The 26886-nt window shown below is 65.2% G+C and carries 28 protein-coding genes; 22 read left to right on the forward strand and 6 right to left on the reverse strand.

Features of this window, described 5'->3' with window-relative positions; genetic code table 11:
• Window positions 1-143: 143 nt before the first annotated feature.
• Window positions 144-1376: an ROK family transcriptional regulator gene (locus QCE64_RS29295; protein WP_309925839.1), complete on the forward strand. Its 1233-nt coding sequence runs from the start codon at window positions 144-146 to the stop codon at window positions 1374-1376.
• 23 nt (window positions 1377-1399) lie between these two features.
• On the opposite strand, the gene QCE64_RS29300 is transcribed toward QCE64_RS29295, so the two are convergent.
• Window positions 1400-2026, reverse strand: a complete 627-nt coding sequence (locus tag QCE64_RS29300; RefSeq protein WP_310007680.1) for a LysE family translocator — start codon at window positions 2024-2026, stop codon at window positions 1400-1402.
• A 132-nt stretch (window positions 2027-2158) separates the two neighbouring features.
• Here QCE64_RS29300 and QCE64_RS29305 point away from each other — a divergent pair, with 132 nt between their 5' ends.
• From QCE64_RS29305 to hutI, 3 genes are all read left to right on the forward strand, one after another.
• Window positions 2159-2623 (forward strand): Lrp/AsnC family transcriptional regulator, encoded by a 465-nt coding sequence (locus tag QCE64_RS29305; RefSeq protein WP_309925841.1) that lies wholly within the window; start codon window positions 2159-2161, stop codon window positions 2621-2623.
• A 127-nt stretch (window positions 2624-2750) separates the two neighbouring features.
• On the forward strand, window positions 2751-4424 hold the full coding sequence (hutU, locus tag QCE64_RS29310; protein WP_310007682.1) for a urocanate hydratase: 1674 nt from the start codon (window positions 2751-2753) through the stop codon (window positions 4422-4424).
• Window positions 4421-5641, forward strand: coding sequence for an imidazolonepropionase (hutI, locus tag QCE64_RS29315; RefSeq protein ID WP_310007684.1), 1221 nt, complete (start codon window positions 4421-4423; stop codon window positions 5639-5641). Before hutU ends, hutI begins: the two co-directional genes overlap by 4 nt.
• Window positions 5642-5711: 70 nt before the next feature.
• On the opposite strand, the gene QCE64_RS29320 is transcribed toward hutI, so the two are convergent.
• Window positions 5712-5966, reverse strand: a complete 255-nt coding sequence (locus QCE64_RS29320; RefSeq protein ID WP_309925851.1) for a GlsB/YeaQ/YmgE family stress response membrane protein — start codon at window positions 5964-5966, stop codon at window positions 5712-5714.
• A gap of 238 nt (window positions 5967-6204) precedes the next feature.
• Between QCE64_RS29320 and QCE64_RS29325 the strand changes: the two genes are divergently transcribed.
• A complete protein-coding gene (locus QCE64_RS29325) occupies window positions 6205-6693 on the forward strand; it encodes a hypothetical protein (protein WP_310007685.1) in 489 nt (162 codons plus the stop codon).
• Between the two features lie 18 nt (window positions 6694-6711).
• On the opposite strand, the gene QCE64_RS29330 is transcribed toward QCE64_RS29325, so the two are convergent.
• Window positions 6712-6918 (reverse strand): hypothetical protein, encoded by a 207-nt coding sequence (locus QCE64_RS29330; RefSeq protein ID WP_310007687.1) that lies wholly within the window; start codon window positions 6916-6918, stop codon window positions 6712-6714.
• Between the two features lie 159 nt (window positions 6919-7077).
• On the opposite strand from QCE64_RS29330, the gene QCE64_RS29335 reads away from it, so the two are divergent.
• The gene (locus QCE64_RS29335; RefSeq protein ID WP_309925857.1) at window positions 7078-7374 is read left to right on the forward strand and encodes a YciI-like protein; all 297 of its coding nucleotides are present in this window, start codon (window positions 7078-7080) and stop codon (window positions 7372-7374) included.
• 23 nt (window positions 7375-7397) lie between these two features.
• On the opposite strand, the gene QCE64_RS29340 is transcribed toward QCE64_RS29335, so the two are convergent.
• Together QCE64_RS29340 and QCE64_RS29345 are read right to left on the reverse strand one after the other, a co-directional pair.
• Window positions 7398-8390 (reverse strand): LysR substrate-binding domain-containing protein, encoded by a 993-nt coding sequence (locus QCE64_RS29340; protein WP_309934515.1) that lies wholly within the window; start codon window positions 8388-8390, stop codon window positions 7398-7400.
• Window positions 8391-8603: 213 nt separating this feature from the next.
• Entirely contained in the window at window positions 8604-9869 is a 1266-nt protein-coding gene (locus QCE64_RS29345) for a mechanosensitive ion channel family protein (protein WP_309819585.1), read from the reverse strand.
• Window positions 9870-10121: 252 nt separating this feature from the next.
• Between QCE64_RS29345 and QCE64_RS29350 the strand changes: the two genes are divergently transcribed.
• From QCE64_RS29350 to QCE64_RS29420, 15 genes are all read left to right on the forward strand, one after another.
• Window positions 10122-11087: a MurR/RpiR family transcriptional regulator gene (locus tag QCE64_RS29350; protein WP_310007690.1), complete on the forward strand. Its 966-nt coding sequence runs from the start codon at window positions 10122-10124 to the stop codon at window positions 11085-11087.
• On the forward strand, window positions 11084-12079 hold the full coding sequence (locus tag QCE64_RS29355) for an isoaspartyl peptidase/L-asparaginase (RefSeq protein WP_310007692.1): 996 nt from the start codon (window positions 11084-11086) through the stop codon (window positions 12077-12079). The genes QCE64_RS29350 and QCE64_RS29355 overlap by 4 nt, the downstream gene beginning before the upstream one ends.
• A complete protein-coding gene (locus tag QCE64_RS29360) occupies window positions 12076-13980 on the forward strand; it encodes a dipeptide ABC transporter ATP-binding protein (protein WP_309925869.1) in 1905 nt (634 codons plus the stop codon). Before QCE64_RS29355 ends, QCE64_RS29360 begins: the two co-directional genes overlap by 4 nt.
• Window positions 13981-14005: 25 nt before the next feature.
• Window positions 14006-15565, forward strand: a complete 1560-nt coding sequence (gene gsiB, locus QCE64_RS29365; RefSeq protein ID WP_310007694.1) for a glutathione ABC transporter substrate-binding protein GsiB — start codon at window positions 14006-14008, stop codon at window positions 15563-15565.
• 48 nt (window positions 15566-15613) lie between these two features.
• Window positions 15614-16534, forward strand: coding sequence for a glutathione ABC transporter permease GsiC (gsiC, locus tag QCE64_RS29370; RefSeq protein WP_309819598.1), 921 nt, complete (start codon window positions 15614-15616; stop codon window positions 16532-16534).
• A gap of 16 nt (window positions 16535-16550) precedes the next feature.
• Entirely contained in the window at window positions 16551-17441 is an 891-nt protein-coding gene (gene gsiD, locus QCE64_RS29375; RefSeq protein ID WP_309819600.1) for a glutathione ABC transporter permease GsiD, read from the forward strand.
• Window positions 17438-18457 (forward strand): P1 family peptidase, encoded by a 1020-nt coding sequence (locus QCE64_RS29380; RefSeq protein ID WP_310007695.1) that lies wholly within the window; start codon window positions 17438-17440, stop codon window positions 18455-18457. Before gsiD ends, QCE64_RS29380 begins: the two co-directional genes overlap by 4 nt.
• On the forward strand, window positions 18454-19278 hold the full coding sequence (locus QCE64_RS29385) for a M55 family metallopeptidase (protein WP_310007697.1): 825 nt from the start codon (window positions 18454-18456) through the stop codon (window positions 19276-19278). The genes QCE64_RS29380 and QCE64_RS29385 overlap by 4 nt, the downstream gene beginning before the upstream one ends.
• 86 nt (window positions 19279-19364) lie before the next feature.
• Window positions 19365-19583 (forward strand): hypothetical protein, encoded by a 219-nt coding sequence (locus QCE64_RS29390; protein WP_310007699.1) that lies wholly within the window; start codon window positions 19365-19367, stop codon window positions 19581-19583.
• 57 nt (window positions 19584-19640) lie between these two features.
• A complete protein-coding gene (gene crcB / locus QCE64_RS29395; protein ID WP_309925878.1) occupies window positions 19641-20018 on the forward strand; it encodes a fluoride efflux transporter CrcB in 378 nt (125 codons plus the stop codon).
• Between the two features lie 134 nt (window positions 20019-20152).
• A complete protein-coding gene (locus tag QCE64_RS29400) occupies window positions 20153-20626 on the forward strand; it encodes a GNAT family N-acetyltransferase (protein ID WP_309925879.1) in 474 nt (157 codons plus the stop codon).
• Window positions 20627-20765: 139 nt separating this feature from the next.
• Window positions 20766-22295: a histidine ammonia-lyase gene (gene hutH, locus QCE64_RS29405; RefSeq protein WP_309934523.1), complete on the forward strand. Its 1530-nt coding sequence runs from the start codon at window positions 20766-20768 to the stop codon at window positions 22293-22295.
• Complete coding sequence (gene hutC / locus QCE64_RS29410) at window positions 22292-22987, forward strand: histidine utilization repressor (protein ID WP_309925882.1); 696 nt, start codon at window positions 22292-22294, stop codon at window positions 22985-22987. The genes hutH and hutC overlap by 4 nt, the downstream gene beginning before the upstream one ends.
• Before the next feature lie 7 nt (window positions 22988-22994).
• Window positions 22995-23576: a HutD family protein gene (locus QCE64_RS29415; protein ID WP_310008596.1), complete on the forward strand. Its 582-nt coding sequence runs from the start codon at window positions 22995-22997 to the stop codon at window positions 23574-23576.
• A 331-nt stretch (window positions 23577-23907) separates the two neighbouring features.
• Window positions 23908-24231, forward strand: coding sequence for a DUF4148 domain-containing protein (locus QCE64_RS29420; protein ID WP_309927490.1), 324 nt, complete (start codon window positions 23908-23910; stop codon window positions 24229-24231).
• Between the two features lie 245 nt (window positions 24232-24476).
• Here the strand turns inward: QCE64_RS29420 and QCE64_RS29425 are convergent, their stop codons facing one another.
• A complete protein-coding gene (locus tag QCE64_RS29425) occupies window positions 24477-25181 on the reverse strand; it encodes a TetR/AcrR family transcriptional regulator (protein ID WP_404987555.1) in 705 nt (234 codons plus the stop codon).
• A gap of 339 nt (window positions 25182-25520) precedes the next feature.
• Between QCE64_RS29425 and QCE64_RS29430 the strand changes: the two genes are divergently transcribed.
• A complete protein-coding gene (locus QCE64_RS29430) occupies window positions 25521-26801 on the forward strand; it encodes a Zn-dependent hydrolase (RefSeq protein ID WP_309934525.1) in 1281 nt (426 codons plus the stop codon).
• Window positions 26802-26886 lie beyond the last annotated feature (85 nt).

Consider the following 26886-nt stretch of genomic DNA (forward strand, 5'->3'; position numbering starts at 1 on the left):
TCGGGCCGTCAAGTCAGGCGCTCACGTGCTTGCCGGAAGCGGAGCAGGCGGCCTTACCCGATAAAATCAGCAGAATGAGCCACACGGGGACCTGTCCATGAAAGTTGTCCGACGCGCGCGGCCGCGCCACGAGGCCCGCGCCGATGCCTGAACCCAAGCTCGAGCGGGCGTCTCCGGCCTCCACGCAATCCATCGGCTCGAATCAGCTGGGCATGCGCCAGTTCAACGAGCGCATCGTCCTGCAGGCCATCCGCCTGCACGGCGCGCTGCCCAAGGCCGATATCGCCCGCCTCACGCGGCTCTCGATGCAGACCGTCTCGCTGATCGTCGATCATCTGATCGGCGACGGCCTGCTCGCCAAGGAACCGCGCACGCGCGTGCCGGGACGGCTTGGCCAGCCGTCGGTGCCCATTTCGCTGCGCGCGGATGGCGCGTTTTCGATCGGCGTGAAGGTGGGGCGGCGCAGTCTCGATGTGCTGTCGATGGACTTCGCCGGCAGCGTGCGCGCGCGCGAAACCCTCGACTATGCCTATCCCGATCCGCGCACGCTGTTTCCGGCGCTCGAAAAGCGTCTCGCGCGCGTGACGGCCGCGCTCGGCGAGCACGCAAGCAAGATCGCCGGAATCGGCGTGGCTGCCCCTCTGTGGCTCGGCGGCTGGCGCGATTTCTTCGACACGCCTCCCGACGCGCTCGCGGCGTGGAACGAGATCGACATCCGCGCGCGCATCGGCGCGATGACCGCGTTGCCGGTCGAGTTCGCGAAGGACACGACCGCCGCCTGCGCCGCCGAACTCGTAATGGGGCAGGGGCGCGGCCTGCGCAATTTTCTGTACGTGTTCATCGGCACTTTCATTGGCGGCGGACTCGTGATCGATGGCCGGCTGCACGCGGGCCCCGGCGGCAATGCGGGCGCGATCGGTTCCCTGCCGCTCACCCGCAGTGCCAGCGATGGGCAGCCGGGGCAACTGCTCAATACGGCATCGGTGTATGTGCTGGAGAAGGCGTTGGCCGCCGCGGGCGCACCCGCCGAGGCGGCGCACGACGCACGCGCGTGGTCCAGCGCCTGGCGGCCGCTCGCGCAAGCGTGGATGAGCGAGACGTGTCCGGCCATCGCGCACGGGATCGCGTCGTCGTCGGCGTTGCTGGATCTGGAGGCGGTGGTGATCGACGGGGAAATCGATCGCACGCTGCTGCGCGCAGTGATTCGTGCCACGGATCAGGCCCTGTCCGGTTTCGACTGGCAAGGCATGACGCGGCCGCGTCTGGTGGAAGGGCAGATCGGCCCCGACGCCCGCGCGATGGGCGGCGCGATCCTGCCGCTCTATGCCCATTTCGCGCCGAAGCACGAACTCTTTCTGAAGCCGCTGGAAAGCTGACTCGCCCGCGAAGGCCGCGCGCTTCAGTCCAGCGACAGCCGCACGGCGAAGGCAAGCAGTGCGGCCGAAAAGGTCCAGCGCTGCACGGTCTGCGCTCTCGGATGGCGCTTGAGCCAGCCGGAGAGATGCGTGGTGCCGGCGGCCAGCGCGAGGTCGAAAGCCATGCCGACAAGCACCAGCACCACGCCCAGTTCAAGCACTTGCGACCACACCGGCCCGGCTTCCGGATGCACGAATTGCGGCAGCAATACCGAGCAGAAGAGCAGCGCCTTGGGATTGAGGATGCTGCTTAGAATGCCTTTCGCATAAGCGGCGCGCAGCGTCGGCGCACCGGCGCCGGCGGGCGGAGTATCGAGTCCGAAGGCCGGCGAGCGGAAGATCTGGATCGCGACATAGGCGAGATACAGGCCGCCCGCGATGCGCACGCCGTCATAGAGCCAGGGCGCACTGCGCAACAGCGCGGCGACGCCGAGCGCCGAGAGCGTCACATGCGTGGCACGGGCGGAGGCCAGTCCGAACGCCACCGCGACGCCATGGCGGATGCCCCGGGTCGCGCTCATTTGCAGGACGAGCGCCATGTCGGGCCCTGGCAACGCGTAGACGATGGCGAGCGCGCCGATGAAAACCCAGAGCAAATGTGCCGAAACCATGATGTTGAAACTCCTTTGCGAGGGCTCTATCGTGCCATGCTGCGCGCGGCGATTTATGGCAATTTCAGACACGCGTTCGCGTCTTTGGGCGGCTTTACCCTAGAATGATAGAGAATAAAAGGGGAAACCACCATGACCGACCTGGACCGAATCGACCGCGCGATGCTCGCCGCGCTTCAGCAGGACGGACGCATGCCGGTGGCGAAGCTCGCCGAGCGCGTCGGGCTGAGCGAAACGCCCTGCGCTCGGCGGCTGAAGCGCCTGGAGAGCGAGGGTTACATCGACGGCTATCGCGCCGTGCTGTCGCGCAAGGCGCTGCAACTCGGCGTCGTGGCGTTTGCGCAGGTGCGCTTCAGCGTTCACGACCGCGCGTTGTCCGATCGCTTCGAGCGCGAGATTCGGGGCATTTCGCGCATCCTGTCGTGCCACAACATTTCAGGCACCGCCGATTACCTGCTTCAAGTCGTGGCGCGCGATCTGGACGAGTACGGCGAGTTCTTGCGCGACGTCTTGCGGACGCTGCCGGGCGTCACAGCGGTGGAATCGATGCTGTCGCTGCGCGAGATCAAGCGCGACAGCGGCCTGCCGATGCCATGAATATTGTCTATACAAGAATGTCGCCACCTGAACTGAAAAGCATCAGCAACGGCCTCGGGTTCGCCCTAATACAACCGAAGTTGTATATACAAGAAGATGAGGTCGATCATCCCTTCAGGAGCTGCCCGTGACTTCATCTTCCCGTTTCCGCGACATCGAGATTCGCGCGCCGCGTGGTGTCCAGTTGAACGCCAAAAGCTGGCTGACCGAAGCGCCCTTGCGCATGCTGATGAACAACCTCGATCCCGAAGTCGCCGAGAATCCGCGGGAACTGGTGGTGTACGGCGGCATCGGCCGGGCGGCGCGGGACTGGGCGTGCTTTGACAAGATCGTCGAGACGCTGAAGCGCCTCGAAGCCGACGAAACGCTGCTGATCCAGTCGGGCAAGCCGGTCGGTGTGTTCCGGACGCATGAGAACGCGCCGCGCGTGCTGATCGCCAATTCGAATCTCGTGCCGCACTGGGCCAGCTGGGAGCATTTCAACGAACTCGACGCCAAGGGTCTCGCGATGTACGGCCAGATGACCGCCGGCAGCTGGATCTACATCGGCAGTCAGGGCATCGTGCAGGGCACGTACGAGACCTTCGTCGAAGCGGGACGGCAGCATTACGCCGGCGACCTCAAGGGTCGCTGGGTGCTCACGGCGGGACTGGGCGGGATGGGCGGCGCGCAGCCGCTCGCCGCGACGCTGGCGGGCGCGTGTTCGCTCAACATCGAATGCCAGCAGAGCCGTATCGACTTCCGCCTGAAGACGCGTTACGTCGATGAACAGGCCACCGATCTCGACGACGCCCTCGCACGCATGCAGCGCTACACCGCGGAAGGCCGGGCGGTATCGGTCGCGCTGTGTGCCAACGCCGCCGACGTGCTGCCGGAACTGGTCCGGCGCGGCGTGCGTCCCGACCTGGTCACCGACCAGACGAGCGCGCACGATCCGCTGAACGGCTATCTGCCGAAGGGCTGGACCTGGGCGCAGTACCGCGACCGCGCGCAGAGCGATCCCGCGGGCACGGTGAAGGCGGCGAAGCAGTCGATGGCGGAGCACGTGCGTGCGATGCTCGCGTTCCGCGAACAGGGCGTGCCCACTTTCGACTACGGCAACAACATCCGCCAGATGGCCAAGGAAGAAGGCGTCGCGAACGCGTTCGACTTTCCGGGCTTCGTGCCGGCGTATATCCGGCCGCTGTTCTGCCGGGGCGTCGGGCCGTTTCGCTGGGCCGCGCTGTCCGGCGATCCCGAAGACATCTACCGAACCGACGCGAAAGTGAAGGAACTGATCGCCGATGACGCCCATCTGCATCGCTGGCTCGACATGGCGCGCGAGCGCATCAGCTTCCAGGGCTTGCCCGCGCGCATCTGCTGGGTCGGACTGGGCCAGCGCGCGAAGCTCGGTCTCGCGTTCAATGAAATGGTGCGCAACGGCGAACTGTCGGCGCCGGTCGTGATCGGCCGGGATCATCTGGATTCGGGTTCGGTCGCGAGCCCGAACCGCGAGACCGAAGCGATGCGCGACGGCTCCGACGCCGTCTCCGACTGGCCGCTCCTCAACGCGCTGCTCAACACCGCGAGCGGCGCGACGTGGGTGTCGCTGCATCATGGCGGCGGCGTCGGCATGGGCTTCTCGCAGCATGCGGGCGTCGTGATCGTGTGCGACGGCAGCCATGAAGCCGATGCCCGCATCGCCCGCGTGCTGCATAACGATCCGGCGAGCGGCGTCATGCGTCATGCGGATGCGGGCTACGACATCGCCGTGGAATGCGCGCGCGAGCAAGGCCTCGATCTGCCGATGATCACGCGATGAAGACACTCTGGCATCACTGCCACGCCGCGACGATGGCGCACGGCGCGTATTCGATCATCGAGGACGCGGCGATCCTCACCGATGGCCCGCGTATCGAGTGGATCGGTCCGCGCGCGGCGGCGCCCGAATTGGATGGATGCAAGCGCGTCGATCTGCAAGGCGCATGGGTGACGCCCGGTCTGATCGATTGCCACACGCATCTCGTGTTCGGCGGCGATCGCAGCGGGGAGTTCGAAGAGCGTCTGCAAGGCGTGAGCTACGCCGACATCGCGGCGCGCGGCGGCGGCATCGCCGGAACCGTGCGCGCGACTCGCGCGGCGAGCGAGGACAGCTTGTTCGACGACGCGCGCACGCGTGCGCTCGGCTTGCTGCGCGAAGGCGTGACGACGATCGAGGTGAAGTCCGGCTATGGACTGGATCTCGCCGGCGAGCGCAAGATGCTGCGGGTCGCGCGCCGTCTCGCCGATGCCCTGCCGCTGACGGTGCGCGCCACTTGTCTCGCCGCGCACGCGTTGCCGCCCGAATACACCGCGCGCGCGGACGATTACATCGGCCATATCTGCGATGTCATGCTGCCCGCGCTCGTGGCCGAAGGGCTCGTCGATGCCATCGATGCCTTCTGCGAGCACATTGCCTTCTCGCCGCAGCAAGTGGAGCGCGTATTCCGGCGCGCGCAGGAACTCGGCGTGCCCGTCAAGCTGCACGCGGAACAGTTGTCGTCCCTGCACGGCGCGACGCTGGCGGCGCGTTATCGGGCGCTCTCGGCGGATCATCTCGAATACATGACCGAAGGCGATGCCGAAGCAATGGCGCAGTCCGGCACCGTCGCCGTGCTGCTGCCGGGTGCGTTCTATCTGTTGCGGGAAACGCAGTGTCCGCCGGTCGATGCGCTGCGCCGCCACCATGTGCCCATCGCGCTCGCCAGCGACATGAATCCGGGCACGTCGCCCGCGCTGTCGCTGCGCCTGATGCTCAACATGGGCTGCACGCTGTTTCGCCTGACGCCGGAAGAAGCGCTCGCCGGTGTGACGCTTCATGCGGCGCGGGCGCTGGGTCTCGATGCCACGCATGGCTCGCTCGAAGCGGGCAAGGCGGCGGATTTCGTGGCGTGGCGCATCGGCCGGCCTGCCGAACTAGCCTATTGGCTGGGTGGCGCGCTGCCCGCGCGGGTCGTGCGCGGCGGCGCGGAATTGGACTTTGCGCGTCTGCCTGCATAGACGGCGCGCATAAAAAAACGCCTCGCCCGGTGCGGGGCGAGGCGTTGCCTGCCTCAATCTCGATGGGTGCTTACGTGCTGCGCTTGCGGATCATCCCCCAGATGACCAGCAGCACGATCGCACCGATCACGGAAGCGATCCAGCCGGCCGGTTGCCCCGGCTGATACCAGCCGAGCGCGCGACCCACATAGCCAGCGATCAGCGAGCCGGCGATGCCAAGCACGATGGTCATGATCCAGCCCATGTTGTCGTCGCCGGGCTTGACGGCGCGCGCGATCAGGCCAACGACGAGTCCCACGATCAAAGTACCGATGAATGCGAACATGCGCTTGCTCCTTAGCAGTAGTTGACGGCTTCTGACCTGAGCTGCCGGTTGTTTCCGGGAACATCCGGCAGCTTCAAATTAGCACGGCGCACTGCGTTTGGGTATGACAGGGCCATGCCGAAGCCCGCGAGGCCGGGATCGGCCATTCGGACGGTTGCATCAGCACGAACAATGCCGCGCGTCGTTGACACGGTAAAATTCGCGGCATTGCCTCACTGCCTGCTTGCGCATTCACGCCATGACCGATTCCGAATTTCCCTCCGCCGACGAAGCCATCCACGAAGACCGCCTGTGGCGCGATGACGGCTGGACCGCGCGGGTCATCAAGAACGAAGACGACGACGGCTGGGCTGTCGCGATGATCCAGGCGGGCGAGGCCGAGCCCGCGCTCGTCGGCCCGTGGACCATGGGTCGCGACAAGAAGAACCCCAAGCCGCTCGACGGCGCGGCGTTCCGCACGCTGGTGAAGACGGCCTCGGAAGTGCTGCGCCGCCACGAACAACAGCGGCATGCGATGCTGCACAAGAACGTGATGATCGAGGTGAACGGCGAGGAAATCACCGTGACGCTGGAGATCGTGCCCGACGAAGACGATCCCTACGCCAATCTGAAAGCGCTCGATGCCTTCGGCACGCAGCTCGCGCATGTGCGCGTCTCGCCGGCGTTCAAGCTCACGAAGGCAAGCGCTGAGCGCTGGGCGGAGAACGACTTCACCAAGCCGAACTGAGCCACGGCGGCGGGTGCTTCAACGTCGAAACAGGGCAAGCAGATGCCGCGCGCGCATGCGCAGCCATGAAGACCATGTACGCCGCGCTTCGCGCCGGGTCACCGTCAGCGTGATGAACACTTCCGTCGCGGGCGCACGCTTCGCTGCATCGAACCGGGCGGTCCACGCGCACGTCCGGCAGTCGTGCGTCAAACAGGTATTGCAGGGCGGTTGATTGCAGCTCATGACGGTCCTCGGCGGCTCCGCTTCATGATGGGCGAAGCCGTTTCGCAAAGGGATAGGACAGGTCTGATTGCCACTTGAAGCGTAACGCAAACCATCGCGTTGAAATTGCGCCAGAATCAGCTAAATCGGCGCTCCGCCGATTCACCCCGGGAGAAGGCGATGCATCACCTGTTGATCTACGAACTGTGTGCGGATTATCTGGCGCGTCGCGGCGAGTTTCGCGATGCGCATCTCGCGCTGGCGTGGGCCGCCGTCGAGCGCGGCGAGATCGTGCTGGCAGGCGCGCTCGACGCCCCCGCCGACCGCGCCATGCTGCTGTTTCACAGCGATTCGCCGGCGGTGGCGGAGGCGTTCGCCCGGAACGATCCGTATGTGACCAACGGCCTGGTCACGCGCTGGGAAGTGCGCAAGTGGAATACGGTCGTCGGCACGAACGCAGCGACGCCGGTGCGCTGACCTCTACGCCTGATAAAACGTCATCAAGCGTCCGCCGTCTCCTCTTCCGGACGATCGCGGCGCGGCCCGCCGCGCCGCTGCGCCGAGCGATACAGGTTCGTCAGCGTGTCGTCGATCAGCTGCGAGCGCTCGAACAGCGTCGCCAGCCAGTCGACGAACACCGACACGCGCGGCGTCGCCTGACGGCTCTTCAGGAACGCCACCGACACCTTGAGCGGCGGCGCCTTCAGATCCGGCAGCACTTCGTGCAGCTGGCCGGAGCGCAGATACGGCTGCGCCGCGATGCGCAGCGGCTGGATCAGCCCGAGCCCCTCGATGCCGCAGGCGAGATAGGCATGTTCGTCGGCCACTTGCACGAAGCCGCGCATCTTCATCGTGACGGGCTCGCCGTCCACGTCGAAATCGAAGTCGGCAGGGCGGCCTGTTTTCTCCGACACGCAGTTCACCGCGACATGCTGCGCCAGCTCGCCGAGCGTCGCGGGCGCGCCATGCTTCTCCAGATACGCGGGGCTCGCGCACGTCACCTGTTCGAGCACGCCGAGACGCCGGGCGATCAGACCGGAATCGGGCAGTTCGCCCAACTGCACGCTGCAATCCACACCGCTGCCGACCAGATCCACATTGCGATTGCCGATGCCGAGCGAGAGCTCGATCTGCGGAAAGCGCGCATGGAATTCCGGCAGCGCGGGCACGACGATGGACGTCGCGACGGTATCCGGCATTTCCACCCGCAGGCGGCCGCGCAGGCGTTCTTCGCCCGCGCCGAAACCGGATTCGAGTTCGTCGATGTCGGCGAGAATCTGCGCGCTGCGTTCGTAGTACGCCGCGCCGTCGACGGTGAGATTCAGGCGCCGCGTCGTGCGTGCAAGCAATTGCACGCCGACCAGCGCTTCGAGTTGTTGCACGGTCGTCGAAACACTCGCGCGCGGCATGCCGAGTGATTCGGCGGCGCGCGTGAAACTGTTCGTATCGACGACACGCGTGAAAACACGCATGGCATGGACGCGATCGATCACGTTGAGTTTTCCCTTGATGACGATTGAATGGCGATGCGCGAGAAAAAGCGTCTCCGCCGCGGCTGCAAGGCTGCGGAAAAAGGGCGCATCGGCGATGGTTAGATCGTACGGACGGGAGACGTCAACGTGAATACACAAAACTGGAGGATTCTTGCCTGATCCTTTTTTCAGGGTGGACCCTGACGAAGAGCATCGGGCAAGACGCCATGCGGCTCAGAGCGTCGGCATCTCGCCGCGCAGGCGCCCGGCCATGCCATTGAAGTCCGAGCCCGACGGCGCCTGATACAGCCGCAGCCCCATCTCGGGAAGGATGGACAGCAGATGGTCGAACACGTCGCCCTGGATGCGTTCGTATTGCGTCCATGCGGTCGTCGCGGTGAAGCAGTAGACCTCCACCGGAATGCCCTGCGACTCCGGCTCCATCATCCGCACCATGATCGCCATGTCCTGGCGGATCTCCGGATGCCGTTGCAGATACGCAAGCCCATAGGCGCGGAACGTGCCGATATTCGTGAGCCGCCGGCGATTGGCTGGCTCGTTCGCAAGTTCGCCGAGATTGCGGTTGGCCTGCTCCACTTCCGTCTGCTTCTGTTCGAGATAGTCGTGCAGCAGGCGGAAGCGCAGCAGCCGCGCGGTTTCCTCTTCGGTCAGGAAGCGCACGCATTGCGCGTCGATGCGCAGCGTGCGCTTGATGCGCCGCCCGCCCGATTCGAACATGTGCCGGTAATTGCGGTAGCTCTCCGAAAAGAGCTTGTAGGTGGGCACCGTCGTCACGGTGTTGTCCCAGTTCTGCACCTTGACCGTGTGCAGCGCGATGTCCTTCACGAAGCCGTCGGCGGCGGCCTGCGGCATCTCGATCCAGTCGCCGATGCGCAGCATGTCGTTCGACGTGAGCTGGGTGCTCGCCACCAGCGACAGCAGCGTGTCCTTGAACACCAGCAGCAGCACGGCCGAAAGCGCGCCGATGCCGGACAGCATCCAGAGCGGCGAACGGTCGATGAGAATCGACAGCACCAGCACGCCGCACACCAGCGCGAGCGCCAGCTTGCCGATCTGGATATAGCCCTTGATGGAGCGCGTCTGCGCTTCCTTGCTTTCCGCATAGACGTCCTGCCAGGCGGACAGCGCGCTGCCGGCGGCGAGAAACGCGCAGATCCACGCGCCGGCATGCGCGACGCGGCCGATCATCGTGGCCCAGTGACCGACGTGCGGCACCTCGTCGATACCGAGCGCGACCGTCGCGAAGGGCACTGCGTACCAGAGCCGGTGATAGGCGCGCCGCCGGATGAATGCCTGATCCCACTTCACATGACCGGCCAGCACCAGCAAGCGGTGCGCGAGATACAGGACGATGCGCGCGACGACCCATTGCACGAACAGCGCGATGAGCGCGAGCGCGATGAATCCCGCGAGGGTCTGCGCCCATGGATGGGCATCGAGTTGTTGCGGCAGCGTGCCGGGAAGGAAGTCGAAATTCATGCTGGGTCGTTGGCCGGTGGGCGCACACCTTGCAGCGCGTCTGGCCCCGTATTGTGCATGAATGCGCGAGGCGGGGGCATCGGACAGGGCCGAACCGCGGTTCCTGGGGAGCGGTGACAAAGCCTCCCGGAAAACCCGAGTTCGATGAAAATGAATTTTTTTTGGCGAGTTTTTCGAGTAAATATACTTTCATCGCTCACTGGCAACGAACTCGCGCGCTCCATGTCCCGAACGCAGTCAGTCCCCGCTCACATGCAGACAACGGCTCATGCCGATGATCTGATCGCCGCGCGCATCACCGCGGCCATGCCGACGCTCACGCCGATCCACCGACGCATGGGGGCTTTCGTGCTGGCCAACCTGTTCCGTTCGGCGACCATGCGGATCGACGAACTGGCGGGCGCGGTGGGCGCATCGGTGGCGACGGCGAACCGCTTCGCGCGCGCGCTCGGCTTCTCCGGCTATCCGGCGTTTCGCGAGGCGCTGGTGCGCGGCTTCGAGGCGACGATTGCGCCGGTCGAGCGGCTGCGGACCGCGCTCGAACAGCCCGCAAGCGCCGCCGACGTGTTCGACGCGTCGCTGGCGCAGGCGGCGGCGAACCTGCATCTGGCGCAAACCTCCGTCGATGCCGCGACTGCCGAGACCATCGTGGACGCCATCCTCGCCGCGCCGCGCGTGTTCGTACTGGGCTATGGCGCGAGCGCGTTCCTCGCCGGACTGATGGAGCACGGCCTCACGCCGTATTGCGCGAACGTGCAGTCGCTGGCGCTGATGGGCGGACCGTCGCACGCGGCGCGCCGCCTGTTCACCGCGACGCCCGGTGACGTGCTCGTGGCGATTGCATTCCCGCGCTACGTGGACGACACCATCACGCTGGCGCGGCGCGCGCGCGCTCACGGCTTGCGCGTGATCGCGCTGACGGATCATGCCGCCTCGCCGCTCGCGCAAGTGGCGGATCTCGTGCTCGCGATCCGCGCCGAGCGGCGGCTTGCGGCGAATTGCGATACGGCGGTGCTGGCCGTCATCGAAGCATTGTGCGATGCGGTCGCGCACCGGGCGAAGCGCTCGGTGGAGGCGGCATCGGGTCTGACCGAATTCGTGTTGCCCTGGCTCGTCGTGCCGCCGGCGCCGTCGGCGTCGAACGAAACGCCGGGGCTGCGGGCCAGCCGGCCCGCCACGTCAAAGCGACATCTTCAAACGGAACCGCGCGAATCATGAACGCCATCCCCGTCATCGCCATTCACGGCGGCGCAGGCACCATCGTGCGCAGCGCGATGAACACCGACGCCGAAGCGCGCTATCACGCCGCGCTCAACGAGATCCTGGGCGCGGCCCAGCGCCTGCTCGCCGGGGGCGGCAGCGCGCTCGACGCAGTCACCGAGGCCGTGCGCCTGCTTGAAGACTGTCCGCTCTTCAACGCCGGCCACGGCGCCGTGTTCACGGCGGCGGGCACGCATGAACTCGATGCTTCCGTGATGGACGGCGCGACGCTTGAAGCCGGTTCGGTCAGCTGCGTGACGCGCGTGAAGAATCCGGTGCTGGCCGCGCGCCGCGTGCTCGAGGTGAGCGATCACGTGATGTTCACGGCAGCGGGCGCGGAAGCGTTCGCGGCGGCGCAGGGGCTGGAATTCGTCGAGCCGTCGTACTACTACACCGAGGCGCGCCATCAGCAATGGCAGAAGGCGCGCGGCACCTTGCGCACGATGCTCGATCACGACGCCGCGACCTTTGCGTTCGCGGGTGCGTCTGAAATACAGGACACGCCGGGCGAAGACGATCCGCTCGATCCGGCGAAGAAGTTCGGCACGGTCGGCGCGGTCGCGCTCGATGCGCACGGCCACCTCGCGGCGGCGACGTCGACGGGCGGCATCACCAACAAGCAGGCGGGCCGCGTCGGCGATGCGCCGCTGATCGGCGCAGGCTGCTACGCCAGCGACGCCACCTGCGCCGTGTCCACCACCGGCACGGGCGAGATGTTCATCCGCATGCTCGCGGCGTATGACGTGGCGGCGCAAATGGAATATCGCGGCGTGTCGCTCGACGAAGCCTCGCACGATGTCGTGATGAACAAGCTGCCGCGCATCGAGGGACGCGGCGGTCTCGTCGCCGTCGATGCGCGCGGCAACGTCGTGCTGCCGTTCAACACCGAGGGCATGTATCGCGGCTACGCGCGCGTCGGTGAAGCGCCCGTCACGGCGATCTACCGATGATCGATACGGCCAACACGCTTCCCGGTTCGCGCGTCATCGACGTGCGTGATCTGTCGGTGTCGTTCCGCTCGCGTGCGCGCACCGTCGAGGCCGTGCGCAAGGTATCGTTCGCCGTCGACCGTGGCGAGACGCTGGCGATCGTCGGCGAATCGGGTTCGGGCAAGTCGGTGACGTCGCTTGCGCTGATGCGGCTCGTCGAGCATGGCGGCGGGCGGATCTCGGCGGGCAGCATCGACTTCAGGCGGCGCAACGGCCAGGTGCTGGATCTCGCGAAGGCTTCCTCGGCGACGATGCGCGGCGTGCGCGGCGCCGACATCGCGATGATCTTCCAGGAGCCGATGACCTCGCTCAATCCGGTCTTCACGGTTGGCGACCAGATTGCGGAAGCCATTGCGCTGCATCAGGGCAAGAGCCGAGGCGAAGCGCGCGCGGAGGCGCTGCGCCTGCTCGATCTCGTGCGCATTCCCGAATCGAAACGCGTGTTCGCGCGCTATCCGCACCAGTTGTCGGGCGGCATGCGCCAGCGCGTGATGATCGCGATGGCGCTCTCGTGCAAGCCCGCACTGCTGATCGCCGACGAGCCCACCACTGCGCTCGACGTGACCATCCAGGCGCAGATCCTGCAACTCGTGCGCGGTTTGCAGGACGAGATGAACATGGGCGTGATCTTCATCACGCACGACATGGGCGTGGTCGCCGAAGTGGCGGATCGCGTGCTCGTGATGTATCGCGGCGAAAAAGTGGAGGAGGCGGATTCCGACCAGCTGTTCCACGCGCCGCAGCACCCGTACACGAAGGCCTTGCTTGCCGCGGTGCCCACGCTGGGCGCGATGCACGGCACCGACCGTCCGGCCAAATTCCCGATCCTCGAAGTCGCGCCGGTGGAAGCCGCGCCCGACGATGCAAGCGCGTTGCGCCCTTCGGCGGCGGTGGAACACGAGACCCAACCCGCCGTCGATCAGGCCACGCCGCCCATCCTGCGCGTGCGCGACCTGGTCACGCGCTTCCCGGTGAAGACGGGCCTGTTCGGGCGCACGACGGCGGCGGTGCATGCGGTCGAACGCGTGAGCTTCGACTTGCGCCCGGGCGAGACGCTGGCGCTCGTCGGCGAATCGGGCTGCGGCAAGTCGACCACCGGGCGCTCGCTGCTCAGGCTGGTGGAAAGCCAGAGCGGTTCCATCGAATTCGACGGACGCGACATCAGCAAGCTGCAAGGGCACGAACTTCAGGCACTCCGGCGCAATATCCAGTTCATCTTCCAGGACCCGTTCGCCTCGCTCAATCCGCGTCTTACGGTGGGCTTCTCGGTGATGGAGCCGCTGCTGGTGCATGGCGTCGCGAGCGGCCGCGAAGCGCAGGCGCGCGTGGACTGGCTGCTCGACAAGGTCGGCTTGCCGCCAGAAGCCGCGCAGCGCTATCCGCACGAATTCTCGGGTGGACAGCGGCAACGCATCGCCATTGCACGCGCGCTCGCGCTGAATCCGAAGGTCGTGATCGCCGATGAATCCGTCTCCGCGCTCGATGTTTCCGTGCGCGCGCAGATCGTCAATCTGATGCTCGATCTGCAACGGGAACTGGGCGTCGCGTATCTGTTCATCTCGCACGACATGGCCGTGGTCGAACGCGTGAGCCATCGCGTGGCGGTGATGTATCTGGGGCAGATCGTCGAGATCGGGCCGCGCGCCGCCGTGTTCGAGGCGCCGCGTCATCCCTATACGAGAAAGCTGATGAGCGCGGTGCCGGTGGCCGATCCCGCGCGCCGCCATGCGCAGCGCATGCTCGCCGCCGATGAAATCCCGAGCCCGATCCGCGCGCTCGGAGACGAACCCGTAGTCGCGAAACTGGTTGCGGTCGGACCAGACCACTTTGTCGCCGAGCATCACGTGGGCGGCGCTTACTAAAAGCACTTCAACAAGGAGTCAACCGATGCCGTCCTCTCGTCCTCATTCGTTGCGCGCGCTGATTGCAGCCGGCGCCTTCGCGACGCTCGCCGCGCTCGGCCCGGTCACGGCGGCGCATGCGCAAAGCACCGCCGTGATGGCCGTCGCCTCGACCTTCACGACGATGGATCCGTACGACGCCAACGACACGCTCTCGCAGGCGGTGGCGAAGTCCTTCTACCAGGGGCTGTTCGGCTTCGACAAGGACATGAAGATCCAGAACGTGCTCGCCACCAGCTACGAGGCGAGCCCGGACGCGAAGGTCTACACGATCCACTTGCGCCACGACGTCAAGTTCCACGACGGCACCGACTTCAACGCGGACGCGGTGAAGGCCGTGTTCGACCGGGTCACGAATCCGGACAACAAGCTCAAGCGCTACAACCTGTTCAACAAGATCGAGAAGACTGAAGTGATCGACCCGTACACGGTGAAGATCACGCTGAAGATTCCGTTCTCGGCGTTCATCAACGTGCTGGCGCATCCGTCGGCGGTGATGATCTCGCCGACCGCCCTCAAGAAGTACGGCAAGGAGATTGCGTTCCATCCGGTCGGCACGGGGCCGTTCGAGTTCGTCGAATGGAAGCAGACCGACGACCTGAAGGTGAAGAAGTTCGCCGGCTACTGGAAGAAGGGCTTGCCGAAGATCGACATGATCGACTGGAAGCCGGTGGTGGACAACAACACGCGCGCCGCGCTGATGCAGACCGGTGAAGCGGACTTCGCGTTCTCGATTCCGTTCGAGCAGGCCGCCACGCTCAAGGCGAGCCCGAAGGTGGACCTGGTTGCGGCGCCGTCGATCATCCAGCGCTACGTCAGCATGAACGTGCTGCAGAAGCCGTTCGACAATCCGAAGGTGCGCGAGGCGCTCAACTACGCCATCAACAAGGAAGCGCTCGTGAAGGTCGCGTTCGCGGGCTACGCTGTGCCGGCCGAAGGCGTGGTGCCGCCGGGCGTCGACTATGCGACCAAGCTCGGCCCCTGGAAATACGATCCCGCGAAGGCGCGCGAACTGCTGAAGGAAGCGGGCTATCCGAACGGCTTCGAGACCACGCTCTGGTCCGGCTATAACCACACGACCGCGCAGAAGATCATCCAGTTCGTGCAGCAGCAGCTCGCGCAAGTGGGCGTGAAGACGACGGTCGAAGCGCTCGAGGCAGGTCAACGGGTGCAGCGTGTCGAGAGCGCGCCGGATCCGAAGACGGCGCCGGTGCGCATGCTGTACATCGGCTGGTCGTCGTCGACGGGCGAAGCGGACTGGGCCATTTCGCCGCTGCTGGGCGGCTCGTCCTTCCCGCCGAAGCTCTTCAACACCGCGTACTACAAGAACGACAAGGTCGACGACGATCTCGCGAAAGCGCTCGCCACGACCGATCGCGGCGAGAAGGCGAAGCTCTACGCCGACGCGCAGAAGCAGATCTGGACCGATGCGCCGTGGATCTTCCTCGTCACGGAGAAGGTGGTGTACGCGCACAGCAAGCGTCTGTCCGGCGCGTACGTGATGCCTGACGGCTCGTTCAGCTTCGACGAGATCGCGCTCAAGTAATGGCCCGTGGCCGGGCTTCGCCGCCCGGCCGCTCTCTCACTCAAAACGATGCTCACTTTCCTCGTCAAGCGTCTGTTCGGCCTGCTGCCGACGCTCGTCATCGTCGCGGTGCTGGTGTTCTTCTTCGTACACATGCTGCCGGGCGATCCGGCGCGGCTCGCCGCCGGCCCCGAAGCCGACGCACAGACCGTTGCGCTGGTGCGCGCCGATCTCGGCCTCGACAAGCCGCTGCCGCAGCAACTGGTGAGCTTCTTCGGGAAGATCGTGCAGTTCGACTTCGGCACCTCGACGCGCAGCAAGCGGCCCGTCTCGACGGAAATCGCCGAGCGCTTCATGCCGACACTCTGGCTCACGCTCGCGAGCATGGTGTGGGCCGTGATCTTCGGCATGGCGATCGGGATTGTTTCGGCGGTGTGGCGCAATCGCTGGCCCGACCGGCTCGGCATGACGCTTGCCGTCTCAGGCATTTCGTTTCCGGCGTTCGCGCTCGGCATGCTGCTGATCGAGATTTTCTCGGTGAAGCTCGGCTGGCTGCCGATTGTCGGCGACGGCACCTGGAAGGGCTACGTGCTGCCGTCCATCACGCTGGGCGCGGCTGTCGCGGCGGTGATGGCGCGCTTCACGCGGGCGTCCTTCGTCGAGGTGCTGGGCGAGGACTTCGTGCGCACCGCGCGCGCGAAGGGCGTCCACGAGCCGATGGTCATCGTCAAGCACTGCCTGCGCAACGCAATGATCCCGGTCGTCACGATGATGGGCCTGCAATTCGGTTTCCTGCTCGGCGGCTCGATCGTGGTCGAGAAGGTGTTCAACTGGCCGGGGCTCGGACGGCTGCTCGTCGATGCCGTCGAGATGCGCGACTACCCGGTGATCCAGGCGGAAGTGCTGCTGTTTTCGCTCGAATTCATCGTGATCAATCTGGTCGTGGACGTGCTGTACGCCGTCATCAACCCGACCATCCGTTTCAAGTAAGTCAAGTGAGGACCGCATGAGCGCGACCGCAGAAAGCGCAGTGAATGCCGCGCAGGAGATCCGCACGCCGTGGCGCGAATTCTGGCGCAAGTTCAAACGGCAGCATGTTGCATTGATCGCGGCGGGGTTCGTGTTGCTGCTGGTGGTGATCGCGATCATCGCGCCGTATATCGCGCCCTATGATCCGGAGAACTACTTCGACTACGACGCGCTCAACGCGGGTCCTTCGGCGGCGCACTGGCTCGGCGTCGATTCGCTCGGGCGCGATATTTTGAGCCGGATCCTCGTCGGCAGCCGCATCTCGTTGACGGCAGGCCTGCTGTCGGTCGTGATCGGCGCGGTCATCGGCACCTTCTTCGGGCTGCTCGCCGGTTACTACGAAGGCTGGTGGGACCGCATCGTCATGCGCGTCGCCGACGTGCTGTTCGCGTTTCCTGGCATTCTGCTTGCCATCGGCGTCGTCGCGATTCTCGGCAACGGCATGGTGAACGTGGTGTGCGCGGTCGCGATCTTCAGCATTCCCGCGTTCGCGCGGCTGGTGCGCGGCAACACGCTCGCGCTCAAGCATCTGACTTACATCGAGGCGGCGCGGAGCATCGGCGCGTCGGACTGGACGATTCTCGCGCGGCACATCCTGCCGGGCACGATTTCATCGGTGGTCGTGTACTTCACGATGCGCATCGGCACGTCGATCATCACTGCCGCCAGCCTGTCGTTCCTCGGCCTCGGCGCGCAGCCGCCGACGCCCGAGTGGGGCGCGATGCTCAACGAAGCACGCGCCGACATGGCCATGGCGCCGCACGTCGCGATCTTCCCTAGCCTGGCCATCTTCTTCACGGTGCTCGCCTTCAACCTGCTCGGCGACGGCCTGCGCGACGCGCTCGATCCGAAGCTCGACCGGCCATGATGCAGGTACCGCATATCGGCAGGTTGCGGGCGGGCGCGCGCGGCAGCATCACGGACGTCGCCGGCGTAAGCGTCGGTCATTGCACGCTCGATCAAGGCGCGATCCAGACCGGCGTCACGGTATTGCGTACCCATCCCGGCGATCCGTACCGCGCGAAGACGCCCGCCGGCGTCTGCGTCATCAATGGCTTCGGCAAGAGCATCGGGCTCGTTCAGGTGGAAGAACTCGGCGTGCTGGAAACGCCCATCGCGCTGACCAACACGTTCGGCGTCGGCACGGTCGCGAATGCGCAGATTCGCGCGGCGATTCGCGCGAATCCGCGCATCGGGCGCGAGGAGCCGAGCGTCAATCCGCTCGTGCTCGAATGCAACGACAGCTATCTCAACGACTTGCAGGCGCTTGCCGTGGACGAAGCGCATTACGGCAGCGCGCTCGATGCCTGCAGCGCCACGTTCGAGCGCGGCGCGGTGGGCGCGGGGCGCGGCATGTCGTGCTTCGAACTGAAGGGCGGCATCGGCACGGCGTCGCGCGTGGCGCGCGTCGAGGCAAGCGATTACACGACCGGTGCGCTCGTGCTCGCCAATTTCGGCCGCTTGCCGCAACTGACCATCGACGGTGTGGCGCTCGGCCGCGAGTTGCACGGCGATGCGAAAGCACAGCCCGAGCAGGGCTCGATCATCATGCTCGTCGCCACCGACGCGCCGCTCGATGCGCGCCAGTTGCGGCGGCTCGCGCAGCGCGCGGCGGCGGGCCTCGCGCGCACCGGTTCGGTTTATGGACATGGCAGCGGCGACATCGCGCTGGCCTTCTCGACGGCTTATACCGTGCCACACGACGCCGCTTACGTGAACGTGCCGCCGCTGCTCGCCGATGCCGCGCTCGACCCGCTGTTCCAGGCCGCCGCCGACAGCATCGAACAAGCCATTCTCGACGCGCTGTTCAGTGCGCAGACGGTCACGGGGCGCGACGGCCATCGGCGTGTCTCGCTCAACGAAGCTTTGCAGGCGCGATCATGAAAGTCCTTATTTCGACGGATATCGAAGGCATCGCGGGCGTGTTCCATCCGGAGCAAGTGCGCGCCGGCAACGGCGAGTACGAGCAGGCGCGCCGCTGGATGTCCCGCGAGGCCAACGCGGCCGCGCTCGGTGCGTTCGAAGGCGGCGCGACGCAGGTATGGATCAACGATTCGCATGGCGGCTTTCGCAATCTGCTGCCCGACCTGTTCGATCCGCGCGTGCGCCTCGTGCTCGGCAAGCCGCGTACGCTCGGCATGATGGCGGGTCTCGAAGCCACGCCCGATGTGGTGTTCATGATCGGCTATCACGCGCGTGCGCAAAGCCGCGGCATTCTCGCGCACACCATTAACAGCGCGGCGTTCGCGCGCGTCACGCTCGACGGCGAGGAAACCGGCGAAGCGGGCCTGTATGGCCGGCTCGCCGAGGAACGCGGCGCACGTGTCGCGCTGCTCACCGGCGACGACGTATTCGGCGCCGAAACGCTGCCGGTGTTTCCCGGCGCGCGCTTCCTGTGCGTCAAGACCGCGCACGGCTATTCGAGCGGCGTGACTGAAACGCCCACAGCCGCCTGCGAGGCGATCCAGCTCGCGGCGCGCGAGACTATCGAAGGCGCGGCTTCGCTTGATCGGATGCCCAAGCTTTCACGCGCTGAGCATCGCTGTGAACTGCGCGCGCAGAGCAGCGCCTACGCCGATCTCTTCGGCCAGTGGCCTGCGCTCGAACGCATCGATGCCGTCACGCTCGCTTTCGATGGGCCCTGCATCGAACATGTGGTGCGCACATTAAATTGCCTTTCGGCAATGTCCTTCATGTTACGTTAAGCGCCTTAACGGATCGGGTGGTCTGTCGCTAGAATGGAGCCCGCCGTAGGACTGGCTACCCTTGACGCACATCGCAGGCGACCCTCATGCACGACGTGAAGCTCGAACACAACGACGACGAAACCCTCGATCCCGCCGCGCCCCAGGTCGCGGCGCGCGGCTCGCTGTTCATCGACGGTCATGACGCCGGCAGTTGGGAACAGCGGCGCGACGGCACGTGGGCCGCGCACGTGCGGCACCGCGACGGATGGATCGTCGAGCCGAGCCGCGAAGCGCTGATCGGGCGGCTTGCCGGCGCGGCATGAGTCTGCCCGCGCAGCCATCGCATCATCCAAACAACATCGAAGCGGTTCAACACTGACATGTATCTGTCGATCATCGCCGTGGGAATCGGCGGCGGCCTGGGGTCGCTGCTCAGGTGGGTCTTGAGCCTGCGTCTCAACGCCGTCTTTCCGAACCTGCCGCTCGGCACGTTCGCGGCCAACGTCATCGCGGGCTACATCATCGGCGTGGCAGTCGCGGTCTTCGCGCGCTTCCCCGATATCCCGGTGGAATGGCGGCTCTTCATCATCACCGGGCTGATGGGCGGACTTTCGACGTTCTCGTCGTTTTCCGCCGAAGTGGTCGCGCATCTTCAGCAAGGACGGCTCGGCTGGGCATTCACCGAGATCGCCCTGCACGTGGGCGCCTCGCTGCTCATGACCGCGCTCGGCATCGCGACGGTCGCCGTGGCCACCTGACACGACGCGTGTCAATACCGTCGCCGTCCTCTCACACGCATCAGGTCAAACGTTTGCGCGCCGCGTCTCCACGCCGGCCGCGCATGCAGCTGACGCAATGATTTTTTTACTCTTGAAAGCAGGAAGGTAAAGATATGGCAGGGTTCCCGCTCATCGAAGTCTGGCCCTATCAGCCGAGTGACCTATCGGCGGTGATCGAGCTGTTCCAGCATTCGATCCGCGAAACAGCCTCGGCCGATTACAACCAGGCGCAAATCGACGCATGGGTGCAAGTCGATCGCGACGAATGGGAACTCGCCCGCGCGAGCCGGCCGACCTGGGTGGCGCTGGTCGATGGCGACATCGCCGGATTCGCGGATCTGGAAAAGAACGGCCTGATCGACATGATGTTCGTCCATCCGAAATATCAGCGCCAAAGCGTCGGGACCTCGCTGCTCGCGCGGATCGAGGCCGAGGCCGACGAGTGCGGCATCACCTGCCTGCACACCTATTCCAGCATCACGGCGAAGCCGTTCTTCGAATATTGCGGCTTCACGATGCTGCTGGCGCGCGCCGTGGTCGTGCGCGATGAGCGCTTCATCCAGTACGTCATGGAAAAAGTGCTTTGACTGACTGAAAATGTATAGACAACATGCGGATTCCGCTTGCCGCAGGATTGGTGGAATCCCGCATGTCCTGTGTTTCGATCTTGTCGCGGGCTCGTGCTGCGTTTAGACTTGAGCCCAACTTGTATAGACAGGACGAATCATGATGATGCTCACGCCCGGCCAGTTGACCTTGCCACAATTGCGCCGCATCGCGCGCGGCTCGGACACGCTAGAGCTCGATCCCGCGAGCTTCGGCGCCATCGATGCCAGCGCGCGCGCCGTCGCGGCGATCGCCGCAAAGGGCGATCCGGCCTACGGCATCAATACGGGCTTCGGGCGGCTCGCCAACACGCATATCCCCGCCGATCAGCTCGAACTGCTGCAGAAGAATCTGGTGCTGTCGCATGCGGTGGGCGTCGGCGAGCCAATGTCGCGTCCCGTCGTGCGCCTCCTGATGGCGCTCAAGCTGTCGAGTCTCGGGCGCGGGCATTCGGGGATCCGCCGCGAGGTCATCGAGGCGCTCGTCACGCTGTTCAACGCCGACGTCCTGCCGGTCATTCCGGTGAAGGGCTCGGTCGGCGCATCGGGCGATCTCGCGCCGCTCGCGCATATGTCGACGGCCCTGCTCGGGCTCGGCGAAGTGACGATCCGCGGCGAGCGCGCCCAGGCCGCCGACGGTCTTGCGGCCGCCGGTCTCAAGCCATTGACGCTGCAGGCGAAGGAAGGCCTCGCGCTGCTCAACGGCACGCAGGCGTCGGCGGCGCTCGCGCTGCATAACCTGTTCGCGATCGAGGACCTGTTCCGCACCGGACTGGTCGCGGGCGCGCTGTCGGTGGATGCGGCGGCGGGTTCGGTCGTGCCGTTCGATGCGCGCATTCATGAACTGCGCGGGCATCGCGGGCAGATCGAGGCGGCGTCGGCGTATCGGACGCTGCTGAAGGGCTCGGGCATCAATCTGTCGCACGCGGACTGCGAGAAAGTGCAGGACCCGTACAGCCTGCGCTGCCAGCCGCAGGTGATGGGCGCGTGTCTCGACCAGATGCGGCATGCGGCCGAAGTGCTGCTGATCGAATCGAATGCGGTCTCGGACAATCCGCTGATCTTCCCCGACACCGGGGAAGTCCTCTCGGGCGGCAACTTTCACGCGGAGCCGGTCGCCTTCGCCGCCGACAATCTCGCGCTCGCCGCCGCTGAAATCGGCGCGCTGGCGGAACGTCGCATCGCGCTGCTGATCGACGCCACGCTCTCCGGGCTGCCGCCGTTCCTGGTCCGCGACGGCGGCGTCAACTCGGGCTTCATGATCGCGCACGTGACGGCGGCGGCGCTGGCGTCGGAGAACAAGACGCTGGCCCATCCGGCATCGGTCGATTCGCTGCCGACTTCTGCCAACCAGGAAGACCACGTCTCGATGGCTACCTTCGCCGCACGCAAGCTCGGCGATATCGCCAGCAACACGGCCAACATCCTCGCCATCGAACTGCTGGCCGCGGCGCAGGGCGTCGATCTGCGCGCGCCGCATCGCACCAGCGCGCCATTGCTCGAAGTCATGGAGACCTTGCGCGCACACGTGCCGCATTACGATCTCGACCGTTATTTCGCGCCGGACATCGCGGCGATCGCCACGCTCGTGCAGCAGGGCGCGATTGCACGGCACAGCCCGTTTGCGTTCGCGTCGGAACAGGTGGCATGAGCACGCCTGCGTATCAGGAGATCAAGGACTACATTCTCCGGCGCATCCATGTGGGCGAATGGCGCGAGGGCGATCAGGTGCCCTCAGAGAACGAGCTCGCGCGGGAGTTCAAGGTGGCGCGCATGACCGTCAACCGTGCGCTGCGCGAGCTGACCGCCGAGCAGGTTCTCACGCGCGTGCAAGGCGCGGGCACCTTCGTCGCGCAGCCGAAATATGCGTCGACGCTCGTGGAAATCCGCAGCATCTCGGACGAGATTGCCGCGCGCGGGCATGCGTATCGTGCGCAGGTGCTGCATCTGGGGGCGTCCATCGTCGACGAACAACTGGCCGCCGAGATGCAGCTTGCGCTCGGCAGTCCGGTGTTCCATTCGCGCGTGCTGCATCTTGAAAACGACGAGCCCGTGCAGCTCGAAGAACGTTACGTGAATCCCGTGCTTGCGCCGGAATATGCGCGTCAGGACTTTACGACGATCACGCCTAACCAGTACCTGATGAGCGCGGCGCCGTTGCAGCGCGTGGAGTATCGGATCGAGGCGTCGGTGCCGTCGGCGGAGATCCGGCTTGCGCTCGCGATGAAAGAGCACGCGCCTTGTTTGCTGCTGCACCGGCGCACCTGGTCGCGCGACGCAGTGGCGTCCGTGGCCAACCTCTGGCATCCCGGCGACCGCTATCAGTTCACCGGACACTTCTGAATTCATGATGATTCGTGCAGCTTCGCTCGTGCCGCAGCCGTGGAAGAACGGCGGCGGGATGACGCGCGAAATCGCGACGGGGCCGCAGGGCGCGTCGCTGGATGGGTTCGCGTGGCGTCTTTCGCTCGCGGATGTGGCGCTGGATGGCGCGTTCTCTTCGTTTGCGGGCGTCGATCGGGTGCTCGTGCTGCTCGATGGCGCAGGCATGCGGCTCGCGGAAGCGGGCGGTGCGATGCATGTGCTCGACCGGCCGCTGGCCATGGCGCGCTTTGCGGGCGAGACAGCGATTCAGGCGACGCTGATCGACGGTCCGACGCGCGATTTCAACGTGATGGTGCGTCGCGATCTCGCGCGCGCGACTGTCGAGGCCCTGCGGGGCACGCATGCGATCGAGTGTGGGCATGATGTGACGTTCGTCTTTTGCGTGAGCGGACAGATCGACATGGCGCTTGCCGATGGCGCTTGTCTCACGCTTCATTCAGGCGACACGATGCGGCTCGATCAACCGGCAGCGTGCATCGCGCAGGACGAGGCGGGGTGGCTGCATATCGGTATCGACTTGAATCGGGACCGCGCGAAGGCCAATTGAAGCTGTCAGGAAGATGGCGATTGGCTGGCCTATGCGCAATGACGTTTTCGCGTCGTTGCCGCGGGATAGCGGGCAAGGTACGGCTTATTTCTTAAAAAAAACATTGAAATCAATAAGATGGAGCGGGCCGGCACGACTTGGACTGCCGTCGGCGTTCTAACCTGAAGAAACGCATTATTGCAATAAGAACAAATAAGTTTCGTTGAAATCGGGGTTTCCCCTAGGTTGCATGCCTCCTACACTGTCTTCAAGCGAAACAAAATCTGAAACGACTTAATAGCTTTCGATTCGGTTTCGATTTCAAAACAAGACAATCTGGAGGTTCATCATGATCAAGGCATTCGTTCCCGCGCTCGTCATCGCCACTGCTCTTGCTGCTCCGAGCTTCGCGTTTGCACAAAGCAATGCGCCGGTGACCCGCGCTCAAGTCCGCGCCGAACTGGTTCAACTGGAAAAGGCCGGCTACAACCCGTCGCAAGACCGCGTGAACTATCCGCAGCAACTGCAAGCAGCACAAGCCCGCGTGAACGCCGAAGACGGCCAGACGGCTTATGGCGCTTCGACCGCAGGTACCTCGCAGTCGGGTGCTGCGAACGGTGCAGCGCGCGCCAATGTGTCGATGTCGGATCGCAACTCGGTCTACTTCGGTCACTGATTCGACCCGGCGGATGCGCCGGGACAGCAGCGTTGAAGAGCAGGTGCAGTTGATGTAGCAACTGAGGTGGCAGTTGAAGGTGAAGAAGCAGTTGACGTTGTAGTTGCAGTCTCAGAAAGCAAGAGCAGTGGCATTACCAGCAGTATATGCGAGAAATGCAGTAGGCAGTGAAGCATTACCGCTGCAAGCAGTAAGCATCACGCAGTACCGGAACGCCGGCCGCTACAGAGCGACCGGCGTTTTTTTTATTTCTCGACTGCGTCTGCATTGCCAGGCGACACCGCGCCGCATGCGCGAATCACGAGCCTGACCACTTCCTCCGTCTGCGCATCGAAGGCCTTGCGCGTCAGCGCACGTTTGCCCTTGAGCGCGCGGATCTGTGCATCGAAGTCGGCGTAATGCTGGGTGATCGCCCAGATCATGAACATGAAGGTATCCGCCTCGACCGGCGCGAGCAGGCCGCGCGCGACCCAGCCGTCGATCACCTTCACGCGCGTGTCGAGCCAAGGCTTCACGCGCTCGTTGAGAATGTCCTGCATGTGATGGGCGCCGTGGATGATCTCGCTCGCCCACACCTTCGAGCCGAGCGGCCTGCGTCGCGACAGCTCCATCTTCGCGCGGACATAGCCGCCAATCGCTTCCACCGGATCATCGCTGCATTCGAACGTGTCCGCCGCGCGATGCCAGTCTTCGAACAGGTCTTCGAGCACCCGGCGGTACAGCGCCAGCTTGGTCGGAAAGTAGTAATGCAGGTTGGCCTTGGGCAGGCCGGCGCGCTCGGCGATCATCGCGGTGCTCGCGCCTTCGAGTCCCTTTTCCGCAAATACCTCTTCCGCGCAGGCCAGCAACTGCGCCTCGTTGCTCTCGCGGATCTGCGCCTTGCGCCGCCGCAAGGGGGGCGTCTCGGCCTCGCTTCCGGTGATGCCGTGTGCCGCGTCGTCGTGTCTCATCGTCGATTGTCGAGCTCGTGTGTGCCGCATCGTGCCTCAATTGCGCCGTTCATGCACGCCGCGCTGCATCGCGACGAAAGCGCCGCCTGAGCCAAGCCACATCGATGCTGCACAGCAATGGCATGCAAATCGCTTGGTACGCCTGCGCACGAAAGACGTTGATTTGCTTATTTTAATCGGCTACAACCTGTCCAACCGGACAGGATTCGACAAGTGCTCCGTCGAAAAGAAGCACACCGCTTGCAGCATGCATCGCAGAACAGACTTGTGCACCGCCACTGTGCGGCATGCACGAGCGCGGTTCCCACAGACGAAGGCCGATAGTAAGGAGCGCGCCGCATGAACGCTGTCACGGATTCACTTCGAGAGGCTGGTCTCGACACATCCATCAAGGTCAACGGCGAGAGACTGTGGAACAGTCTCATGACGATGGCGAAGATCGGCGCCACGCCCAAAGGCGGCGTGTGCCGCCTGGCGCTGACCGACCTCGACCGGGAAGGCCGCGATCTCATCGTTTCCTGGGCGAAGGAAGCGGGCTGCACGGTGAGCGTCGATCAGATGGGCAACGTGTTCATGCGGCGCGCCGGCCGCAACCTCGACGCCTTGCCCGTGATGACCGGCTCACACGCCGATTCGCAGCCCACCGGCGGCCGCTTTGACGGCATCTATGGCGTGCTCGGCGGACTGGAAGTGATCCGCTCGCTGAACGATCGCGGCATCGAGACCGAACATCCGATCGAAGTCGTCATCTGGACCAACGAGGAAGGCTCGCGCTTCGCCCCGGCGATGGTGGCGTCCGGCGTCTTCGCAGGCGCCTTCACGCTCGACTATGGCCTGTCGCGCAAGGACACCGACGGCAAGACGATCGGCGAGGAACTGAAGCGCATTGGCTATGCGGGCGATCAGCCATGCGGCGGGCGCAAGCTGCATGCGGCATTCGAACTGCACATCGAGCAGGGACCGATACTCGAAGCCGAAAACAAGACGATCGGCGTCGTGACCGATGCGCAGGGTCAGCGCTGGTATGAGATCACGCTGACGGGTCAGGAAGCGCACGCGGGCCCCACGCCGATGCCGCGCCGCAAGGACGCCTTGCTCGGCGCCGCGCGCGTGGTGGATCTGGTGAACCGCATCGGCCTCGACCATGCGCCGCTTGCCTGCGCGACGGTCGGCATGCTGCAGGTGCATCCGAATTCACGCAATGTGATCCCGGGTCGCGTGTTCTTCACGGTGGACTTCCGTCATCCCGACGACGCCGTGCTCGCCCGCATGGATGCGGCGCTGCGCGAAGGCGTCGAGCGCATTGCGGGCGAGATCGGCTTGCAGACCGAACTCGAGCAGATCTTCTACTACGAACCCGTCAAGTTCGATGCCGCGTGTGTCGCGTCCGTCCGCGCGGCGGCGCAGCGCTTCGGCTATTCGCATCGCGACATGGTGTCGGGCGCGGGCCACGACGCGTGCTATCTCGCGCGGGTCGCACCGACATCGATGGTGTTCGTGCCGTGCGTGGACGGCATCAGTCATAACGAAATCGAAGACGCGACGCAGGAGTGGATCGAGTCGGGGGCCAACGTGCTCCTGCACGCGATGCTCGAACGCGCGTCGGAACCCGCCTCTTAAGCAACGCTTTTGTCATCGCAAATCAATCCGTCCGCGACCCCACACGCGGACGGAAGGCATCGTCACGCCTTCATCGAGGAACGTG

The organism is Caballeronia sp. LZ043 (assembly GCF_031451075.1).
Lineage (GTDB): Bacteria > Pseudomonadota > Gammaproteobacteria > Burkholderiales > Burkholderiaceae > Caballeronia.

Coding starts and splice junctions, on each gene's coding strand:
- QCE64_RS29320 (WP_309925851.1), bottom strand. CDS start 5,966: ATGTTCGCATTCATCGGTACTTTGATCGTGGGACTCGTCGTTGGCCTG.
- QCE64_RS29400 (WP_309925879.1), top strand. CDS start 20,153: ATGGCAGGGTTCCCGCTCATCGAAGTCTGGCCCTATCAGCCGAGTGAC.
- crcB (WP_309925878.1), top strand. CDS start 19,641: ATGTATCTGTCGATCATCGCCGTGGGAATCGGCGGCGGCCTGGGGTCG.
- hutC (WP_309925882.1), top strand. CDS start 22,292: ATGAGCACGCCTGCGTATCAGGAGATCAAGGACTACATTCTCCGGCGC.
- QCE64_RS29390 (WP_310007699.1), top strand. CDS start 19,365: ATGCACGACGTGAAGCTCGAACACAACGACGACGAAACCCTCGATCCC.
- QCE64_RS29380 (WP_310007695.1), top strand. CDS start 17,438: ATGATGCAGGTACCGCATATCGGCAGGTTGCGGGCGGGCGCGCGCGGC.
- QCE64_RS29325 (WP_310007685.1), top strand. CDS start 6,205: ATGACCGATTCCGAATTTCCCTCCGCCGACGAAGCCATCCACGAAGAC.
- hutI (WP_310007684.1), top strand. CDS start 4,421: ATGAAGACACTCTGGCATCACTGCCACGCCGCGACGATGGCGCACGGC.
- QCE64_RS29385 (WP_310007697.1), top strand. CDS start 18,454: ATGAAAGTCCTTATTTCGACGGATATCGAAGGCATCGCGGGCGTGTTC.
- QCE64_RS29425 (WP_404987555.1), bottom strand. CDS start 25,181: ATGAGACACGACGACGCGGCACACGGCATCACCGGAAGCGAGGCCGAG.
- gsiD (WP_309819600.1), top strand. CDS start 16,551: ATGAGCGCGACCGCAGAAAGCGCAGTGAATGCCGCGCAGGAGATCCGC.
- gsiC (WP_309819598.1), top strand. CDS start 15,614: ATGCTCACTTTCCTCGTCAAGCGTCTGTTCGGCCTGCTGCCGACGCTC.
- QCE64_RS29360 (WP_309925869.1), top strand. CDS start 12,076: ATGATCGATACGGCCAACACGCTTCCCGGTTCGCGCGTCATCGACGTG.
- QCE64_RS29330 (WP_310007687.1), bottom strand. CDS start 6,918: ATGAGCTGCAATCAACCGCCCTGCAATACCTGTTTGACGCACGACTGC.
- QCE64_RS29305 (WP_309925841.1), top strand. CDS start 2,159: ATGACCGACCTGGACCGAATCGACCGCGCGATGCTCGCCGCGCTTCAG.
- QCE64_RS29415 (WP_310008596.1), top strand. CDS start 22,995: ATGATTCGTGCAGCTTCGCTCGTGCCGCAGCCGTGGAAGAACGGCGGC.
- QCE64_RS29345 (WP_309819585.1), bottom strand. CDS start 9,869: ATGAATTTCGACTTCCTTCCCGGCACGCTGCCGCAACAACTCGATGCC.
- hutH (WP_309934523.1), top strand. CDS start 20,766: ATGATGATGCTCACGCCCGGCCAGTTGACCTTGCCACAATTGCGCCGC.
- gsiB (WP_310007694.1), top strand. CDS start 14,006: ATGCCGTCCTCTCGTCCTCATTCGTTGCGCGCGCTGATTGCAGCCGGC.
- QCE64_RS29335 (WP_309925857.1), top strand. CDS start 7,078: ATGCATCACCTGTTGATCTACGAACTGTGTGCGGATTATCTGGCGCGT.
- QCE64_RS29430 (WP_309934525.1), top strand. CDS start 25,521: ATGAACGCTGTCACGGATTCACTTCGAGAGGCTGGTCTCGACACATCC.
- QCE64_RS29295 (WP_309925839.1), top strand. CDS start 144: ATGCCTGAACCCAAGCTCGAGCGGGCGTCTCCGGCCTCCACGCAATCC.
- QCE64_RS29300 (WP_310007680.1), bottom strand. CDS start 2,026: ATGGTTTCGGCACATTTGCTCTGGGTTTTCATCGGCGCGCTCGCCATC.
- QCE64_RS29355 (WP_310007692.1), top strand. CDS start 11,084: ATGAACGCCATCCCCGTCATCGCCATTCACGGCGGCGCAGGCACCATC.
- QCE64_RS29350 (WP_310007690.1), top strand. CDS start 10,122: ATGCAGACAACGGCTCATGCCGATGATCTGATCGCCGCGCGCATCACC.